Source organism: Methanosarcina sp. UBA411 (assembly GCF_002495725.1).
Taxonomy (GTDB): domain Archaea; phylum Halobacteriota; class Methanosarcinia; order Methanosarcinales; family Methanosarcinaceae; genus Methanosarcina.
The window spans coordinates 77,244-94,617 of the sequence record NZ_DAGK01000002.1 but is presented as its reverse complement, the minus strand read 5'-3'; the positions used below and the strand labels follow the sequence as shown (position 1 = coordinate 94,617).

General features: G+C 41.3%; 16 protein-coding genes. 12 read left to right on the top strand and 4 right to left on the bottom strand.

Annotated elements, in window-relative coordinates; all coding sequences use genetic code 11:
* Positions 1 to 11 precede the first annotated feature (11 nt).
* The 3 genes from BP861_RS00790 to BP861_RS00780 are packed head-to-tail and all read left to right on the top strand — an operon-like array spanning position 12 to position 1,672.
* Positions 12 to 368 (top strand): gas vesicle protein K, encoded by a 357-nt coding sequence (locus BP861_RS00790; protein ID WP_292371597.1) that lies wholly within the window; start codon positions 12 to 14, stop codon positions 366 to 368.
* Positions 325 to 1,125, top strand: coding sequence for a GvpL/GvpF family gas vesicle protein (locus BP861_RS00785; protein WP_292371595.1), 801 nt, complete (start codon positions 325 to 327; stop codon positions 1,123 to 1,125). Before BP861_RS00790 ends, BP861_RS00785 begins: the two co-directional genes overlap by 44 nt.
* Positions 1,115 to 1,672, top strand: coding sequence for a gas vesicle protein (locus BP861_RS00780; protein WP_292371593.1), 558 nt, complete (start codon positions 1,115 to 1,117; stop codon positions 1,670 to 1,672). Before BP861_RS00785 ends, BP861_RS00780 begins: the two co-directional genes overlap by 11 nt.
* A 235-nt stretch (positions 1,673 to 1,907) precedes the next feature.
* Here BP861_RS00780 and BP861_RS00775 read toward each other — a convergent pair whose 3' ends face one another.
* Entirely contained in the window at positions 1,908 to 2,981 is a 1,074-nt protein-coding gene (locus BP861_RS00775) for a M42 family metallopeptidase (protein WP_292371591.1), read from the bottom strand.
* Positions 2,982 to 3,358: 377 nt separating this feature from the next.
* Here BP861_RS00775 and BP861_RS00770 point away from each other — a divergent pair, with 377 nt between their 5' ends.
* The 6 genes from BP861_RS00770 to BP861_RS00745 all read left to right on the top strand — a co-directional run bounded on the left by BP861_RS00770 (position 3,359) and on the right by BP861_RS00745 (position 9,126).
* Entirely contained in the window at positions 3,359 to 3,712 is a 354-nt protein-coding gene (locus BP861_RS00770; protein ID WP_292371720.1) for a prefoldin subunit beta, read from the top strand.
* A 137-nt stretch (positions 3,713 to 3,849) separates the two neighbouring features.
* Positions 3,850 to 4,857, top strand: a complete 1,008-nt coding sequence (locus BP861_RS00765) for a DHH family phosphoesterase (RefSeq protein ID WP_292371590.1) — start codon at positions 3,850 to 3,852, stop codon at positions 4,855 to 4,857.
* A 523-nt stretch (positions 4,858 to 5,380) separates the two neighbouring features.
* On the top strand, positions 5,381 to 6,685 hold the full coding sequence (locus tag BP861_RS00760) for a phenylacetate--CoA ligase family protein (RefSeq protein ID WP_292371588.1): 1,305 nt from the start codon (positions 5,381 to 5,383) through the stop codon (positions 6,683 to 6,685).
* A 385-nt stretch (positions 6,686 to 7,070) separates the two neighbouring features.
* Complete coding sequence (locus BP861_RS00755) at positions 7,071 to 7,508, top strand: ACT domain-containing protein (protein WP_292371587.1); 438 nt, start codon at positions 7,071 to 7,073, stop codon at positions 7,506 to 7,508.
* Positions 7,509 to 7,771: 263 nt separating this feature from the next.
* Positions 7,772 to 8,125, top strand: coding sequence for a DUF2103 domain-containing protein (locus BP861_RS00750; RefSeq protein ID WP_292371718.1), 354 nt, complete (start codon positions 7,772 to 7,774; stop codon positions 8,123 to 8,125).
* A gap of 23 nt (positions 8,126 to 8,148) precedes the next feature.
* A complete protein-coding gene (locus tag BP861_RS00745) occupies positions 8,149 to 9,126 on the top strand; it encodes a methanogenesis marker 12 protein (RefSeq protein ID WP_292371585.1) in 978 nt (325 codons plus the stop codon).
* A 379-nt stretch (positions 9,127 to 9,505) separates the two neighbouring features.
* Here the strand turns inward: BP861_RS00745 and BP861_RS00740 are convergent, their stop codons facing one another.
* From BP861_RS00740 to BP861_RS00730, 3 genes are all read right to left on the bottom strand, one after another.
* On the bottom strand, positions 9,506 to 10,090 hold the full coding sequence (locus tag BP861_RS00740) for a TIGR00288 family NYN domain-containing protein (protein WP_292371583.1): 585 nt from the start codon (positions 10,088 to 10,090) through the stop codon (positions 9,506 to 9,508).
* Between the two features lie 393 nt (positions 10,091 to 10,483).
* The gene (locus tag BP861_RS00735) at positions 10,484 to 10,906 is read right to left on the bottom strand and encodes a hypothetical protein (protein ID WP_292371582.1); all 423 of its coding nucleotides are present in this window, start codon (positions 10,904 to 10,906) and stop codon (positions 10,484 to 10,486) included.
* Positions 10,900 to 11,523 (bottom strand): rhomboid family intramembrane serine protease, encoded by a 624-nt coding sequence (locus BP861_RS00730; RefSeq protein WP_292371581.1) that lies wholly within the window; start codon positions 11,521 to 11,523, stop codon positions 10,900 to 10,902. The genes BP861_RS00735 and BP861_RS00730 overlap by 7 nt, the downstream gene beginning before the upstream one ends.
* 1,456 nt (positions 11,524 to 12,979) lie before the next feature.
* On the opposite strand from BP861_RS00730, the gene cdhA reads away from it, so the two are divergent.
* From cdhA to cdhC, 3 genes are read left to right on the top strand one after another with little or no spacing between them, the layout of a single operon-like run.
* The gene (gene cdhA / locus BP861_RS00725) at positions 12,980 to 15,406 is read left to right on the top strand and encodes a CO dehydrogenase/acetyl-CoA synthase complex subunit alpha (RefSeq protein ID WP_292371580.1); all 2,427 of its coding nucleotides are present in this window, start codon (positions 12,980 to 12,982) and stop codon (positions 15,404 to 15,406) included.
* A 2-nt stretch (positions 15,407 to 15,408) separates the two neighbouring features.
* Positions 15,409 to 15,921: a CO dehydrogenase/acetyl-CoA synthase complex subunit epsilon gene (gene cdhB, locus BP861_RS00720; protein WP_292371578.1), complete on the top strand. Its 513-nt coding sequence runs from the start codon at positions 15,409 to 15,411 to the stop codon at positions 15,919 to 15,921.
* 24 nt (positions 15,922 to 15,945) lie between these two features.
* Complete coding sequence (gene cdhC / locus BP861_RS00715) at positions 15,946 to 17,367, top strand: CO dehydrogenase/CO-methylating acetyl-CoA synthase complex subunit beta (RefSeq protein ID WP_292371576.1); 1,422 nt, start codon at positions 15,946 to 15,948, stop codon at positions 17,365 to 17,367.
* The last annotated feature ends 7 nt before the right edge of the window (positions 17,368 to 17,374 follow it).

Sequence of the window (17,374 nt, the reverse complement as noted above, 5' to 3'; positions counted from 1 at the left end):
AGAAAGTGTCGTTGCCGATTGAAATTGATGAAAAAAATCTGAAAAAAGGCTTATTGGGCCTTGTTGTAGCTCTTGTTGAGATAATAACGGAGTTACTTGAAAAGCAGGCTCTTCTTAGGATCGAAAATGAGAGCCTTAGCGACGAAGAGATCGAGAGGCTTGGAGAGGCACTTGCAGATCTGAGTGAGGCACTTGAAACCATAAAGGTGGACAACAATATAGAAGATACTGTCGAATCCGTGCGTTGCGGACTTGATGAAGTCGTAGATGATGTAGTGGATAAGTTAATGAACCCTGCAAGATGGGCTAAAGAGGTAGAGAAACATGACCGAAACCGACCAGGCGAGATATCTTTACTTGATAGCTAACACGGAAGAAGAAAGAAGTTTGGGAGATATTGGTCTCGGCGATAGTCCTGTGTATACGATTGTTTTTCAAGATATTGCAGCTGTTGTACATGCTTCGAAACCCGAACCTGAGCCTGCAAAGAGTGAAGAGCAGGCTAAACAATGGATTTTGAATCATAATTATGTGATCGATAGAGCCACTGAGAATTTTAACACAGTACTGCCTTTTTCTTTCGGATGTCTTGCCAGAGGGGATGATGAAACCATAAAAAGATGGCTTCAAAAAAACTACGTATTATATAAAAGAGAACTTGAGAGATTAAAAAATTCTGCAGAATATTCGATACAGATCTTTTACGACCCTAAAATTCTGGAAAAACAGATTATAGAGACGATACCTGAACTTAAAGAGATAGATCAGAAAATAGAAACCATGCCAAAGGGAAAGGCCTACATTTTCAAAAAGAAATTCGAACTGGGTTTGAAGCAAGCAGTAAGCGATCATCTGGCAAGCATGGAGAGGGAATTTGGAATATTAATAAAAGAAAATGCAATACAAATAACAATTGAGGAAAAAATCCCCTATGTGCCTGAAAAATATGCAGGTAAAAAAGTTATGGTTGCGTTTTCTTGCCTTGTTGCCCAGGATAACGTTGACAGACTTGGGCAAAGCCTTGAGAAGATAAACAAAAGAGAAGAATTTGCAGTAAGATTTACAGGGCCGTGGGCACCTTTCAATTTTGTTGATCTCAAGGGGAATATTGAGGATGAAACCTGAACGTGAAAAAGACAGTCTTGGGGAACTGCTGAACCGAATGGTCACAAAAGGTGTACTTGTTAATGCCGATGTTATAATTTCACTTGCAGGAATTCCCCTGCTCGGAGTAAAACTGGAAGCTGCAATTGCATCCATTGAGACCATGCTTGAATATGGACTTTTTGAAGAGCTTGATAAAAAAACTAGAGCCTGGCAACTCGAACATCGGAAAACAAGCCCTCTACTTCAAGAAGACGAAGAGATTGAATTAGAATTCTACGGCTCTTTTTTTCAGGAACTTCATCCGATTTGGAAATACTGTTTCATGTATGTAACCAACCACAGGATTTTTGGATGGAATAAGGCTTTTAACAAAATTCTTTTTGAAATTCCGCTTGCCAAAATTCAAATGACTGCTATTTGCAAAGGAATCTATCAGGATGAAGAACGAGATGAACTTTGCCTGAGCCTGGAAAACGAAGAAAAACTGTATCTTCATTCAAGTGATCTTATTGGGCTACAGGATCAGATCTGCAAGCTCATCCCTGAACCTGTCAGAGGAAGCTAATTAGCTCTAAATTAAAGAATAGGTCATTACGGCTGTTGTATTATATAGCATATAGCCGAAACTGCCTATTCTCTGACAGTGCCTTGCAGAGGTACAACTTTATTGACGCAACTCTGCTAGCGCTAAGCAAAAATTCAGAAGAGAACTGGTTTCGCGTCAATCCTTAAGGATTGAACCATTCTGAATTTTCTATTGGTTTTATGCGAGCTTTTGTTCTTGACACGACATCTTATCTTTAAAAATATTTTCCAATATTCTCTATTGCTTTTACAATGAGGGAAACGCACGATTCAATATCTGCTGTGTCTAGGACTTCAACAGGGGAATGAATATATCGGGTGGCTATGCTGACTGTGCCTGTAGGGATACCTTCTCTTGTGAGGTGTATTGAGGTTGCATCGGTTGTGCCTCCTGATCCAACGCCAAGCTGGTAGGGAATATCATTTTGAGCGGCAGTTTCTTTAAGCCACTTAAGAATCTGCGGATGAGCTATAAGGCCTCTTCCGGAAGCATCGGCTACGGTGATTACAGGTCCTTTCCCGAGTTCCAGGGCAGAATCAGTTTTATTAATGCCTGGATGGTCTCCAGGAATAGTTGTGTCAAGGGCAAGCGCAACATTTGGACAAATTCCAAAAGCACAGGTTCTTGCTCCCTTCAGTCCTACCTCTTCCTGCACAGTACCTACGGCATAGATATTTGCTTCAATTTTATGTTTTGAAAGCCGTTTCATAACCTCAATAAGGATAACTATGCCTGCACGGTTGTCAAAGGCCTTGGAAGTTACCTTTCCGTTTGCCAGGGGCACAAACTCCCGGTCTATAGAGGCTGTCGTACCTATTTCAATTCCCAGGTTCTCGGCATCTTCTCTGTCTTTTGCTCCGATATCAATGAACATATCGTCGAGCTTCACGGGTTTTTTCCTATCTTCTTCCTTCATTACATGAGGAGGCTTGGATCCGATAACTCCGGGAATTGAACCCTTTTTGCCATGGAGTACAACTCTCTGATTAAGAAGTGTCTGGTCAAACCATCCTCCGATCCCGACAAACCTGAGGAAGCCATTGTCATCAATATACCTGACCATAAGCCCAATTTCGTCCATATGGGCAGCTAGCATTATGGAAGGACCTTCTCCTTTTTTGAGTGCTATAAGGTTTCCCATGCAGTCTCTGCGCATGGTATCAACATAGGGTTCAAGCTCCTTTTCTAGGAGTTCTCGGATATTATCTTCAAAGCCTGAGATTCCATGAGCATTGGTGAATTTTTCAAGCAGAGATTTTATCTCTCTGAGGTTTCCGCTTTTTTCCATTTTCGAGTATCTCCTACATATCAGTTTAGAGTTAAAATTTATCTCATTAAGATTAATTATAATTTAATAAGGTTAATTATAATTATCCATTTATTATTTCACATTATTAAATGCTTTTTTACAATCTCTTTTTGATAAATGACTTTTTATGATTATTCCTGCAGGCTATTTCTTAAATTCTTATCAGGGTTAATTAAGTCATTTTCACTTCTAGTTAATTATTGTACTGTTATCTATTAAGATTACTATTATTTAAGTTTCTGGCAGGAGGGTTCCAGATTAATTTTTAAGATGACATGGGGAGATTTTTCGGAAGCTATAAGAACAGAAACATTAAAATCCCTTCAGGTTTATTGAGGACTCAGGTGAAAATCAATATGACTGCAGAATTACCCCCTCAAGTTCAGAACCAGATAGCACAGCTTCAGCAGATACAGCAGCAGATACAGGCTCTGGCTATGCAAAAATCACAGGTTGAAGCTATGCAAAAAGAGTCCAAAATGGCTCTTGATGAGCTAGAAAGACTCACTGATGATGTAGTAGTCTATCGCAATGTAGGGGAGCTGGTAATTAAAACGAGCAAGGGAGAATCCATTACAAAACTGAAAGATAGGGAAGAAACTCTCTCACTCAGGCTTCAGTCAATTTCCAGGCAGGAAGAAAGACTCACATCTCGCTTTAAACAGCTTCAGGAGCAGATTCAGCAGGCTTTGGGCACCAGAGCACAATAATTTTATTTTTCATTCCCGCATAGGAATATAAAATAAAATATGTCTTTGCCAAAATACATATAAAAGTCATGCCGAAATCCTGAGTTTCTTGAATCCAGGGAGATCGATGCCTATAAGAACGATAGGCAGAGTGGACAATGGAAGTTGATGAAGCGGAGTTTTTCAATCGGCTCCTCGACTATCGAAACATTTTATATTTGTGCCACCGGAATGCAGATCCGGATGCGATTAGCAGTGCTTTTGCCCTTTCCGAGGCTATTGGAGGCACTGTTGGACTTGTGGACGGCTGCAACCGTGTAGCATCTGTGCTTATAGAAAGACTTTCGATTGAGGTTGTGGATAAACCCAATCCGACTGATTACGGTTTTGTCGTTGTGGTTGATACCTCAACTAAGGCGCAATTAAATGATCTGGAACTTACAAAGTATTGCGTAATTGATCACCATATAACTACTGCTCTGACAGAAAATGCCGAGTTTTACCTTCACAGGAACAGTACTTCTACCGTAGAAATCGTTTACAATATTTTAAAAGCAATGGGTGCACCTATTAACCGACGGGTAGGTATCGGTATGCTCACAGGAATCGTAACTGATACCGGGCATTTCAAACATGCATCGGCAGATACATTTCGAACAGTAGCGAAAATTATAGAGGACAGCGGAGTTGAATACGGGGAAGTGCTGGATCTTATGGCTGCTACCCCACAGGATATCTCCATGCGCATAGCTATCCTGAAAGCCGCAAGCCGTGTCGAGCTTGATAGAGTACAGGATATGTTGATAGCATCTTCCCATGTAAGTTCTTTTGGAGGCTCTGCATCTTCCATGCTTATTAATATTGGTGCAGATATTGCTTTTGTTGGTACGGCCAAAGGTGAAAACGTCAGAATAAGTGCAAGAGCAAAACGTGATGCTGTAAGTGCCGGAGTTAATCTTGGCCAGCTAATGGAAGATATCAGTAACGAATACCACGGTACAGGCGGTGGACATTCCGGAGCTGCCGGAATCGATGTAGTTGGCGACATGAAAGAAGTGCTGGATAAATGCAGGGAGAAAACAAAGAAAATTCTTGAAGCTTCTCTTGGAGAAACGTCAAAAGAAATCTCTTTTGAGGATGAAATCAAAAAGCTTGAAAATGAATGATGTTATAAAATAGAAAGATTTCATTCTTCTGAATATATTTCAAAAATCCTGTACTTCGTACTATACTTGAAATTTCTTTTTCCTTTATGATTACTGGAATTCGGCAATTGAATAAGATAATAATTGAATAAGATAATTATACAATTTACCGGCTATGATTAAACCTGTAGAAGTTCTTCAAAATCCACATTGGTTTACTTAAAAGACTTTGTCCTATATGCAGCCAGCTCTCAGGTTTACTCATTAAATCTTTTTTTAGCCTAACAGCTAATATTTATATGAGAATCTAGCTTAACCTTCATATTACTCCAGCTAACTTTCATATTATATTTGCCGGAAATATATATCCGTTGGAAATAATATACTCCGGAGTAAGAAGGCAATCTTTTAAATAAATGGAGAGAGACCCGAGACCGAAACATGACCTTAAAGGGGCATGATATGAGTTACTCAAAAGACAAACTACAGAATACAGGGCCTGACATTAAGAGCCCAGAACATAAGATATACAGAGTGTGAAAATATGCCAGAATACTGGGATCCTGAGATAGAAACCATGCCTGTAGAGGATTTAAAAAAGCTGCAGGAAGAAAAGTTGAAACAACTTGTTCATTATGTGTATGAGCGCTCCCCCTTTTACAGAAAAAGGTTTGATGAACACGGGGTTAAGCCAGAGGATATTAAAACTCTTGATGATATCAGGAAGTTACCTTTTACAGTTAAGCAGGATCTCAGAGATACCTATCCAACAGGTATGTTTTGCGTCCCGAACTCCAAACTCGTCCGCTTTCATGCCTCCTCGGGCACAACAGGTAAACCGACCGTAGTAGGGTATACCCAAAAGGACATCGATGAATGGGCTGAGTCCCTCGCAAGAGCATTTAACTCTGTGGGAATGGGGAAAGATGATATTCTTCAGGTAAGTTACGGGTATGGGCTTTTTACAGGTGGGCTGGGTGCGCATTACGGAAGCGAAAAACTGGGTGCGACCGTTCTCCCTACAAGTTCAGGAAATACCGAACGCCAGCTTGAACTGATGAGAGATCTCGGTGTCACTGCTATAGCCTGCACGCCTTCTTACTTCCTTTACATGATCGAGACGGCAAAAAAAGAAGGCATCAGTATCAGGAACGATACAAAATTAAAAAGAGGATTCTTCGGAGCTGAGCCCTGGTCCGAGGAACTTAAGAAACGTATCGAAGACGAATCCGGGATTAAAGCTTTTGATATTTACGGAACTTCGGAAATGAGTGGTCCTCTTTTTACCGAATGCTCGGCGCAGTCCGGAATTCATATCTGGGCAGATAAATTCCTGGTTGAGATTCTGAATCCTGAGACCGGAGAACCTGTTCCTGACGGCGAGAACGGTGAACTCGTAATTACAACTCTCACTAAAGAAGCGCTTCCTTTAATCCGTTACAGGGTAAGGGACATAACCCGAAAGCTTTCAGAGCCCTGCGCATGCGGAAGAACTCATCCTCGGATTACACGCATCAGCGGCCGTTCAGATGATATGATTATCGTGCGCGGCATCAATGTATTCCCAGGCCAGGTAGAATCGGTCCTTATGAAGATTCCTGAAGTTGGGAACCATTTCATGATCATTGTAGATAGAATCGGACCCCTTGATTCCATGAAAGTCCAGATCGAGATGCATGAGTCTGCTTTTAGCGATAAGATGTCAGATATGATGGCACTTAAAAGAAAGATTTCAAGTGCACTTAAAAGCGTACTGAATCTCGCAGTTGAGGTAGAACTGGTGGAACACGGTTCTCTTCCTCGCTCAGAAGGAAAATCAAAGAAAGTTATCGATAAGCGAAATATTTGAAATTTTTAAATACCGAAAACGAAACCTGTAAAATATTACTGTCCTGCAGGTTTTACTTTTTTGGGATAATCTCTCGAAATTTCACTTATATAATACATAGCTAGATGTAAAGTTCTCAGATTTAAAACAAAGTAGCCAATAATAAAATGTCCAGTACAGAAATGTTTTGTGCTCATAAAAGAACAATGTCCGTGAATTACACTCGAACAGAGCAGTTAATTGATGAACTGGCTCTAACTAATTATAAGCTTAATAACTGTGTAAGCTTAAAATATACATAGAGACTTATTATACTCTGGTAAGATAATTATAAAAAGAAATAAGAGAGAATAAGAATAAGCAGTATAAGGATATAGAAAAGCAATATAAGGACATGGGTGCTGGAATGGAAGATAAAATTATAAAGCAGATTTCCCTTTTTGCGGAAAATAAGCCTGGCAGACTTGCAAACGTCGCAAATAAATTGAAAAGCGCCGGCATAAATATCAGAGCTTTTACCATTGCCGAGTCCGGGGACTTCGGAATAATCCGCATGGTTGTGGACAGGTCCGATTATGCTCACAGTATACTCCACGATGCAGGGTTCACCGTTTCCGAGACCAACGTACTGGGAATTGAAATGGATGATGTCCCTGGCAGTATGTCCCGTATTGCAGAAGTATTTGGAAAAGCCAAGATCAATATCGATTATGCATATGCCTTTGTCACCAGGGATCAGAAAGCCCTTTTAATAGTCAGGGTAAATGATATTGAGAAGGCAATTAAAACGCTTGAAGAAGAGAGTATCAAGCTCATAAGCATGAAGGAAATGGAAAAGATCTGATTTTAACGAAAAACGGATTTTCCCGCAAAGAAAGCATTTTTAGAGGAAAAACGAAACTATCCAGAATCCGATATATTTGTGTTCGTAAGATTCTGGAGCGGCTTCTTTTTACGGCTTCTTGGCAAAACCTTCATAAGAGGTTTATATCCTGCAAACTTCCTTGAAATTCTAACCGGATAAATATATATACATAATTAATATAAAAAAAAATATATACGAAGCGAAAAAAGTTGCCAGGGGAGCAGGTCACCGGTTTGACTACAATGAAGGAAAATAAAAGTAACTTCCAAGAGAACGCACAGAATTCCTCAAAAAATAAGCTTGGTGGAGTCCATACAACAATTATCGGGGGAAGGACTGGCAAAAAACTTGTAAAGCTTGTAAGCCAGCACCCTGAAGTAAAAAAGGTAATCCCAACCGTAATTTCCGTAAAAGGTGTTGCAGGAGGAAGCCTGACTGGAAAGATATTACGTGCGGATGCGAGAGGGAATTTGAGGCTATTGCTCTCTGAAGGTAGGAGTTTTCAGGAAATAAGACTGGTAACAACAGTTGGGACCGCTGAAGAGGGAGATAGAATTATGGATGAACTGAATGAAATCTTAAAAACTGCCCTCTGAGGCATTAAAGGAGAGACTAGTAATTGGGGTTTATAGGTATTGATCATGGCACAACTGCGATGCGTTTTGCTCTCATTGAAGGGAGAAATACTCTGACCTTTGAGCTTGAGAGGGCTGAGGCAGCGGCCATGTCCGAAAACGAAGTTCTTACTGCGCTTGAGGAACATTTTGGAATTCGGCGTGAGACAATTGACCTGATCGCACTTACGTACTCGATGGGAGATGGTTTTTCCACAATTAAGGATGTAAGGAGCCTGGAAAAAAGAGGACTCAAGAGTATTGAAGGGGCAGGAAAAAAGACCGGAGGAGGCACAAGGGTTTTTGATGCCATTTGGAATTCGGGAGTTCCGGCAATAGCAATTCCCGGTCTTCATATGGAGAGCAATGTAGATTCCAGAATGAAGGTCTTTTCTCATCTTACAAGCCCTGAGAAGCTGGGAATTGCTTACCACATCCTGTGTCTTGGCTATAAGAACTTCGTGGTTTCTGATATAAGTTCAAATACTGTTACTCTTGCTGTTGCCGATGGGAAGGTAATTGGGGCAATCGATGCTTGCATATTCGCCCCAGGTGTTCACCACGGCCCTCTTGACCTGCAAGCTATCAGGGATGTGGACAATAGATATTGCACCGCAAACCAGGCTTTTATAAAAGCAGGAGCTTTGAAAATGACTCCCTATAAAGATAGGGAAGAACTACTCCGTGCAGCCGAAAAAGAAGAAAGCCCTGCTCTCTTGGCCCTTGATACTATTGCGCTATTTGCAGCCATGGAAATTGCTTCAATGCAGTTGCTTCTTAAGGACTATGAGACTACAGGAGATATTTTTCTTGCAGGATCCATAGGCGAATTCGAATATGCACAGAAAAAAATCTGTGCACACCTGGGGCAGGAATGCCAGTATCTTGGAAAGTGGCATGCTGCAATAGGCTGTGCCGAGATCGCACGGGATGTTTTTGCCGGAGAAAAAGAAATCCTAGGCGTAGAGGTTAACTATCCTTAAAAAGTGAGAACGGAGTATTGTGAACTAGCACTCAGCTAAAGACTTAGTGACTTCTTGTTTCACAGACTATAGTCTAAGTCTCGAACAAGCTTTAATTCGGGCATTTCTTGCCCTACTACTTCTCTTTTTTTCGCTCGCTCCTATTTTTACATGAATATAAGCTGGATGCGAAGGGTTTATTCAAGACCAGTGTTATGTCTGATGGTTAACATCCGTGACAAAGGATGCTTGGTTTTCGCTAATCTATGCTTAATGTAGAATTAGTTTAAATGGATAAAGATGGTCATCCGATAATGAATAGATCAAAGTTGACGCTTATATCCTCTGAGTTAAAGATTCAGTGGTTTTATCCTCTTTTATATAAAAGGACAGGCATAAATCAGGTCTTTTCTATGGATTCTTCATATATACTATCCTGATATTCCGATCTATCGATATTTCCTTCACTTGGTCCCATTCCATCGGACTCATCATAACTGCTCATTTTGTCTTTCTTCATAAGAATAACATAGTCCGCAGAATTCTTGAGGGCTGTGGAAAAACCGGGTTCAACTCCGAAAATAATAGTCTCTTTTCCGTGCTCATTTGCTTTGTTCAACAGCGGCTTGAAGTCTGCATCTCTTGTAACGATCGCAAGAGTGTCAATATTAGGGTTATGTACTAGCTCCATGCCCTCTACCGCGAGGCGCACATCAACATCACTTGAACAGATTATAGGTTCAAGCCCATGATTTTCAATAGCTTCCACAAGCTTGTCAGAGGCGTACTGGTTAAGGAAAACTCGCCCGATTTTGATATTTCCATAGTCTTTCAGGACATCCCTTATCTCCTCAAGATTTACATCAAATTCTTTTCTGAGGATATTCGGACCATCCACTAAAAGTCCTATTTTCCGCCTGCCAACTTCTTTTTTCGAGCGGAGGTATTTTGAGATAGAGTCTATTCCGCTTTTTACAGGTTTCATTATTAATGTCCTCTGTGATCTTGCGGGTCACGGAACCTTCACTTTATGGGTTTGAGCCATAGGCAATATAGCACCAACTCTCGGAAGCTACACTTTCAGCAGCCTCCAATCTGCCGTACAGAATTTATGCTTCTGCCGTCAGCTTTTGAGGTTTAAAGTTCCGAATTTCTAAGATTTATATCTTGATACCGCAATTTTGCATACAATCCGATAAATACTTTATATGCTTTTCTGTAGTAAAACATTTGCATATTAATACAACCAAGGTTTACAAATTTATCCTTCTGTAAATGATTGGATTGAAAAACTGGAACTCTTTCTGTGAAAAAGATAGGAAGAAACTCTGGAAGGATAAAGTCTCGATCTATAAAGGTCTGTTATATAATTTAATAGTTATAAATTGTCGGAAAAGTTTCCTTTTTTTACTTCTCGAATGATATATGGAGATTCCTTGAGCTCAAAGGTATTTTCCATTTTTCGTCCTTTTTTACGCCTTATGTACTGGATTTCTCCAAGTTTCTCCAAAAAAGCCTCATATACTTTCATGAACTGTTCAAACTCCTGGTCAGTAAGTTCTATCATCCCTTCCCTGCCCGCGAGCCAATCATAAACCTGGAGAAGAATAATTTCTCTTACTCTTTTCAGTTTTTCATCTTCAGGTGGTTTTTCAAAGTACAGAGTTTTTTTAAACTCTGGAGACCAGGCTGCAAATAGTCTCCTGAAATTCAAAATCAGGATAGGGTTTTTCTCTCCTGGCTCGGGTCTTGGATAATAGTATGTGCCTTCTAGAAGGTTATCCCCTTCCAGACTTACCACCTGCCTATATACCTTGGTCTTAGAGCATTTTCCTGAATTTTCTTTATCCGGAGACCCATATAGAGACCGACAAAGAGACCGCTAAGATGAGCTGTATGAGCTATCATATCCGATGAATTAACCATAAGAAAATCAAGGAGAGCAAAAAGCACGAGGGCATATTTCAGCTTCATTGGGACAAAGTAAACGTAAACACGAATGTCCGGCTCAAGCATTGTAAGGGCTGCAAAGACCCCATAAATCGCTCCGCTTGCACCAACCATCGGAACAGGAGAGATATTGAAAACTGGCCGACTTAAAAAGGTATATCCTATTGCTGATAAAATCCCAGCTGTGAAAAAAATTGCCAGAAGCTGTCTGTTCCCGACCCGCTTTTCAAGTGCAGTTCCAAAAAAGTACAGGACGAGCATATTGAATAAAAGATGTAATAAACCAGTGTGCAGAAATATATATGTAACAAGCGTCCACGGCCTTGTCACGAGATAATTTGGGTCAAACTGAAAAGCGTCTATATAGATGTAACCTATTCCTGGAACCATTTCTAAGAAGAATGAAAGTGTGCAGAGGGCAATAATTGCCATCGACGGGCTAGTGAATATAGAATCTTTACCTGCCACCTGTTCCACCTCCAGGAATGTAAGATGCGTTAAGGTCAAACATATTTCTAACTACTCTCCGATTTATATAGGATTCACACAGCTGAACTGAAAATATCAATAGCATCAGACATTTTACTGCTTAAAATATATGTTTAAATCACAATGTCTAGTACTTGATTTTTTTACTTCATGTGCATAAGTCTTTTTTATTATTTCAATTCCTCTAGCTTGAGTATAGTTCCATCCTTGAAGGTTGAAATAGATGACTAAATATGTGAAACATATCGTATCTTGTAGTTTTTGAACAGATTTTTTACTAATAACCGGTTACGAAATTAAATCAAAGAACTTATAATTTAAGTTTTTTGAAATTAAGCCAATAAAGTTCCGGATAGCTTTGTTTAGGAACCTCTCAGTTATAAGGATTCTATTGCCAAAAGCATATATTGAATAATCAGGTTCTTTATTTGAAATCTTAAATAAAATAAACTGAAGTTTTAAACTCTGGAAGGATACAAACTCAATTCTTTCGGAATATTATTAATATTCAAGAATTTGTCTGTTTAAGAGTGTGTCAATACTATTTAAATTGATATTTTTATTATTTAAATTAGAATATATCTTAATTAATATTCAATCGGGTAAATAATATTTATGCCTTTCCTTAAAAAACACAAAAATAGTTTACGGCGTTTACTGTGTAAAATCCCCTCTCAATCCTAAGCCTATAAATAATTTTCTGTTTATTTTTTGTATCTATCTTATAAAATTTGACTTATATTTATAATTATTATATTCTCATGAAAAATAAGTTTTATCTATTGATTAGTATAACATTCAGTAACAAATATTTATCAAAATTTTTGTTTTACAAGCGAAAAAAAAGTAAATTAATAACAATTAATAGCACTGAATATGAAAATACAAGTACCGTTCTCTATTTTTCTGAAAAAACGACATTAATAGACACTAATTTGTCTATTACGTAACAAATTTAAATAAATTTTTATAGTCGGCTGATTTCGAATATTACCATTTTACCCTTCTCGAAATAGCGTGTTACAAATTAGAAAATGTTATATAGATTTGGTACGTTAAGACATTTAATTAGTGTTTATTATCCATCGGTAGCGACCTCTGCTTAAGATTAAGGTCTCAATCGTTGGCAAAAACGGTTTTTTTTGAGCAAAAGGGCGTAAAAACATTTCTGAAGCGTAATTAAGCCCCTAAAAACGACTTTTACATGGAAATATTTCCTATAAAAACGCTTTATTTGAAAAAACGCTGGTATACTACTTAATAGTTAAAAGAAATAGCTAAAAGCGTCTTACCAGAAAAGCACATATTTAAACGATTGTACTTTAAAGCAGACGGCAAAATATATAATGTATAATCATGATAAATATGCCGAGTATGATAATTGCAATCGTCTTGGTAAAGTCGACTTTAAACAAATTTAGGAGGTAACGCTCAAATGAGCAAACTAACTACCGGGAGTTTTTCTATAGAAGATCTGGAATCTGTTCAGATCACTATTAACAATATTGTAGGGGCAGCAAAGGAGGTTGCCAAAGAAGCAAAAGAAGTAAAAGAAGAACTTGGCCCGATGGGTCCGACCCCCTTCCCCTCAATCGCTACATTAAGGGACTGGAGTTTTACACTGTTTGACCGCTATGAGCCGGTCTACACCCCCATGTGTGATCAGTGTTGCTACTGTACCTTTGGACCGTGTAACCTGGAAGGAAACAAGAGAGGCGCCTGCGGTATTGACATGAAAGGTCAGGCTGCAAGAGAGTTCTTCCTGCGCTGCCTCACAGGCTGTGCATGTCACAGTGCCCATGGCCGCCACTTGCTCGATCACATTATTGATCTTTTTGGCGAAGATATGCCGATTAACATGGGAGCTTCAAATGTAATTGCCCCCAATATTCAGCTTGTCACAGGTCGGCAGCCGAAGACCCTTGGCGAACTCAAACCCATAATGGAATATGTCGAAGAAGAGGTAGGCCAGCTACTTGCAACCGTACATGCAGGACAGGAAGCAGCAGCAATTGACTATGATAACAAGGCAATGATGGCCGGATATCTTGACCATGTAGGTATGGAAGTTTCCGATATTGCACAGGTTACTGCACTCGGCTTCCCGAAATCCGACCCAGAGGCTCCTCTTGTTGAAGTAGGTATGGGAACGATTGATGCTTCAAAGCCAGTCATTATTGCCATCGGGCACAACGTTGCTGGTGTCACCTACATCATGGACTACATGGAAGACAATGGCCTGACTGACAAGATGGAAATCGGAGGTCTCTGCTGTACCGCATTCGACATGACCAGGTACAAGAGAGAAGACCGGAAAGCCCCCTATGCAAAGATTGTCGGTACCATTTCAAAGGAACTGAAGATTGTACGCTCCGGAATTCCTGATGTAATCGTTCTTGACGAACAGTGTGTAAGAGCTGATCTCGTTGAGGAAGGAAAGAAGCTTAAGATCCCGATCATCGCATCCAATGAAAAGATCATGTATGGCTTGCCAGACAGGACCAACGATGACGTAGATGCAATCGTAAAAGACCTGGTAAGTGGCACGATCCCAGGCTGCGTAATGCTAGACTACGAGAAACTGGGAGAACTTGTGCCTAAGGTTGCTCAGGCCATGGCTCCAATCCGCGAAGCTGAAGGACTCTCAGCCATCCCCACAGACGACGAAATGAAAGCCCTCGTTTCCAAGTGTGCAGAATGTGGAGAGTGCGCACTGGCATGTCCAGAAGAGCTGGCAATCCCTGCAGCAATTGCAGCAGCTAAGGGAGAAGACTACTCTGCTCTGGAAGAGCTGCATGACCTTTGTGTAGGCTGCCGCAGGTGCGAGCAGGTCTGTAACAAGGAAATCCCCGTCCTGAGCCTGATCGAAAAGGCTGCCCAGAAGGCAATTGCCGAAGAGAAAGGCTTTGTAAGAGCAGGAAGAGGTCAGGTAAGCGATCCAGAAATCAGGGCAGAAGGTCTGAATCTGGTTATGGGTACTACCCCGGGTGTTATTGCAATTATCGGATGTTCCAACTTCCCTGCAGGCACCAAAGACGTATACAACATCGCAGAAGAATTCCTTAACAGGAACTACATCGTTGCAGTTTCTGGATGTTCTGCAATGGACATCGGTATGTACAAGGATGCTGACGGTAAGACTCTCTACGAGAGGTTCCCGGGCAGATTCGAGAGAGGTAACATCTTCAACACCGGATCCTGTGTTTCGAACGCTCACATTTCAGCTACATGCCACAAGGTCGCTGGAATCTTTGCAGGCCGAAACCTTTCAGGTAACCTCGCCGAGATTGCAGACTACTCACTCAACCGTATTGGTGCAGTAGGACTTGCATGGGGTGCATACTCCCAGAAGGCAGCAGCTATCGGTACTGGATGTAACATATACGGTATTCCTGCAATAGTCGGTCCTCACAGCGGTAAATACAGGAGAGCCCTGATCGCAAAAACCTATGACGACAGCAAGTGGAAACTTTACGACAGCAGAAATGGTTCAGAACTGGCTATTCCGCCATCTCCAGAGTTCCTCCTTACCACTGCAGAAACATGGCAGGAAGCCTGTGTAATGCTGGCAAAGAACTGTATCCGTGTATCTGACAATAATATGGGCAGATCCATCAAGTTGACCCACTGGCTGGAAATCAGTGAAAAGTATCTTGGTGTGCTACCCGATGACTGGTGGAAGTTTGTCAGGAGTGAAGCTGATCTCCCACTCGCCAAGCGTGAAATGCTCCTGAAGATGCTTGAATCCGAGCACGGATGGGAAATCGACTGGAAGAAGAAGAAGATTATTTCCGGTCCGTCAATTAAGTTCGATGTCTCTTCACAGCCGACTAACCTTAAGAGACTTTGCAAGGAGGCCTGAAGATGGTTGACACTACTAAGAATACAAAGTTGTTTACCACCTACGGTGTAAAGACCTCAAAAGCTATAAGCACAGAAATAGCTGCCAAGCTTATTTCAAAGGCTAAGAGGCCACTTTTTGTAGTTGGAACCGGAGTTCTCGACCCCGAGGTTCTGGACCGTGCAGTGAAGATAGCAAAAGCAAAGAACATCCCTATTGCAGCAACCGGCAGCTCAATGATTGGTTTTGTAGACAAGGGTGTCAATGCCAAGTACATCAACCTGCACGCACTTGGCTTCTATCTGACAGATCCTAACTGGCCAGGGTTTGATGGCAATGGAAACTATGATACAATCATACTCCTGGGCCACAAGAAGTACTATATCAACCAGGTACTGTCAGCAACTAAGAACTTCAGTGATGTAAAAGCAATTTCGATAGACAAGAGCTACATCCAGAATGCAACAATGTCCTTTGGAAATCTTAGCAGGGCAGATCACATTGCAGCACTGGACGAGGTAATTGACCTTTTATAAATTTTATTTAGGAGGCGAAATATAATGGCAGAATTCCCATTTGAGATTTCCCCAATGTTTGAAGGAGAAAGAGTAAGAAAGGAAGGAATGTTCGTTGAACTCGGTGGCCCGAAATCCCTGGGTCTGGAACTTGTCCGTGCAAAACCCATGGATGAGATCGTAGACGATAAGGTTACAATTGTTGGTCCCGACATCAAGGAAATGGAAGAGGGCAAGACCTACCCCTGGGCAATGATCTTCAACATCGGCGGAGAACTTGTAGAGCCTGACCTCGAGTCTGTCGTCGAAAGGCGTGTTCACGACTTCATTAACTACTGCCAGGGCATTATGCACCTGAACCAGAGGTACGATGTCTGGATGAGAGTCTCCAAGGATACAGCTGCAAAGCTGGACTCCTTCGAGCCTTTCGGAAAAGCTGTCATGATGCTCTTCAAGACCGAGCTTCCCTTTATTGAGAAGATGCAGGTGACCTTCTACACTGACCAGGCTGAAGTCGAGAAACAGATGGTAGAAGCAAAGGAGATTTTCAAGGCAAGAGATGCCAGAACAAAGGACCTCCACGACGAGGATGTCGACGTCTTCTATGGATGCACTCTCTGCCAGTCCTTTGCTCCGACCAACGTCTGTGTAGTTTCCCCTGACAGAGTTTCCTTATGTGGTGCAATTAACTGGTTCGACGGCCGTGCAGCAGCAAAAGTAGATCCAGAAGGCCCACAGTTCTCGATTGACAAGGGTGAACTTCTCGATGCCAAGACCGGTGAGTACTCTGGTGTCAACGACATTGCCAAGAAGCTTTCCAGTGGTGAGTTCGACAAGATTAAACTCCACTCCTTCTTCGATTCCCCACACACCTCCTGTGGCTGCTTCGAAGTAGTCGGATTCTATATTCCTGAAGTTGATGGTATCGGATGGGTTAACAGAGAATACCAGGGAATGGCTCCCAATGGGCTTGGCTTCTCCACTATGGCTGGTCAAACAGGCGGTGGAAAGCAGATCGTAGGTTTCCTCGGTATCGGTGTCAACTACTTCTACTCCCCGAAGTTCATCCAGGCTGACGGTGGCTGGAACAGAGTTGTCTGGCTCCCATCCATGCTCAAGGAAAAGATCGCCGAAACTATTCCTGATGACATCAAAGACAAGATTGCAACTGAGAATGATGCAACTGACATTGAGTCCCTGAAAGCATTCCTGCAGGAGAAGAACCACCCGGTTGTTGCTACCTGGGCAGCTGCGGAAGAGGAAGAAGAGGAAGAAGAGGAAGAAGAGGAAGAAGCAGAGGAAGTAGCTGTTGCAGCAGCTCCAATGATGATGCCTGCAGCTGGCTTCCAGATGCCTGCAATGGCTTCAATGCCAATGATGTCTGCTGGTAAAGCTGGTGGAATAAAGATCACCTTCAAGAAGGCAAAGATCTCCATTGACAGAATGGTCATCAGCGAGAAGAAGTAATAAAAAT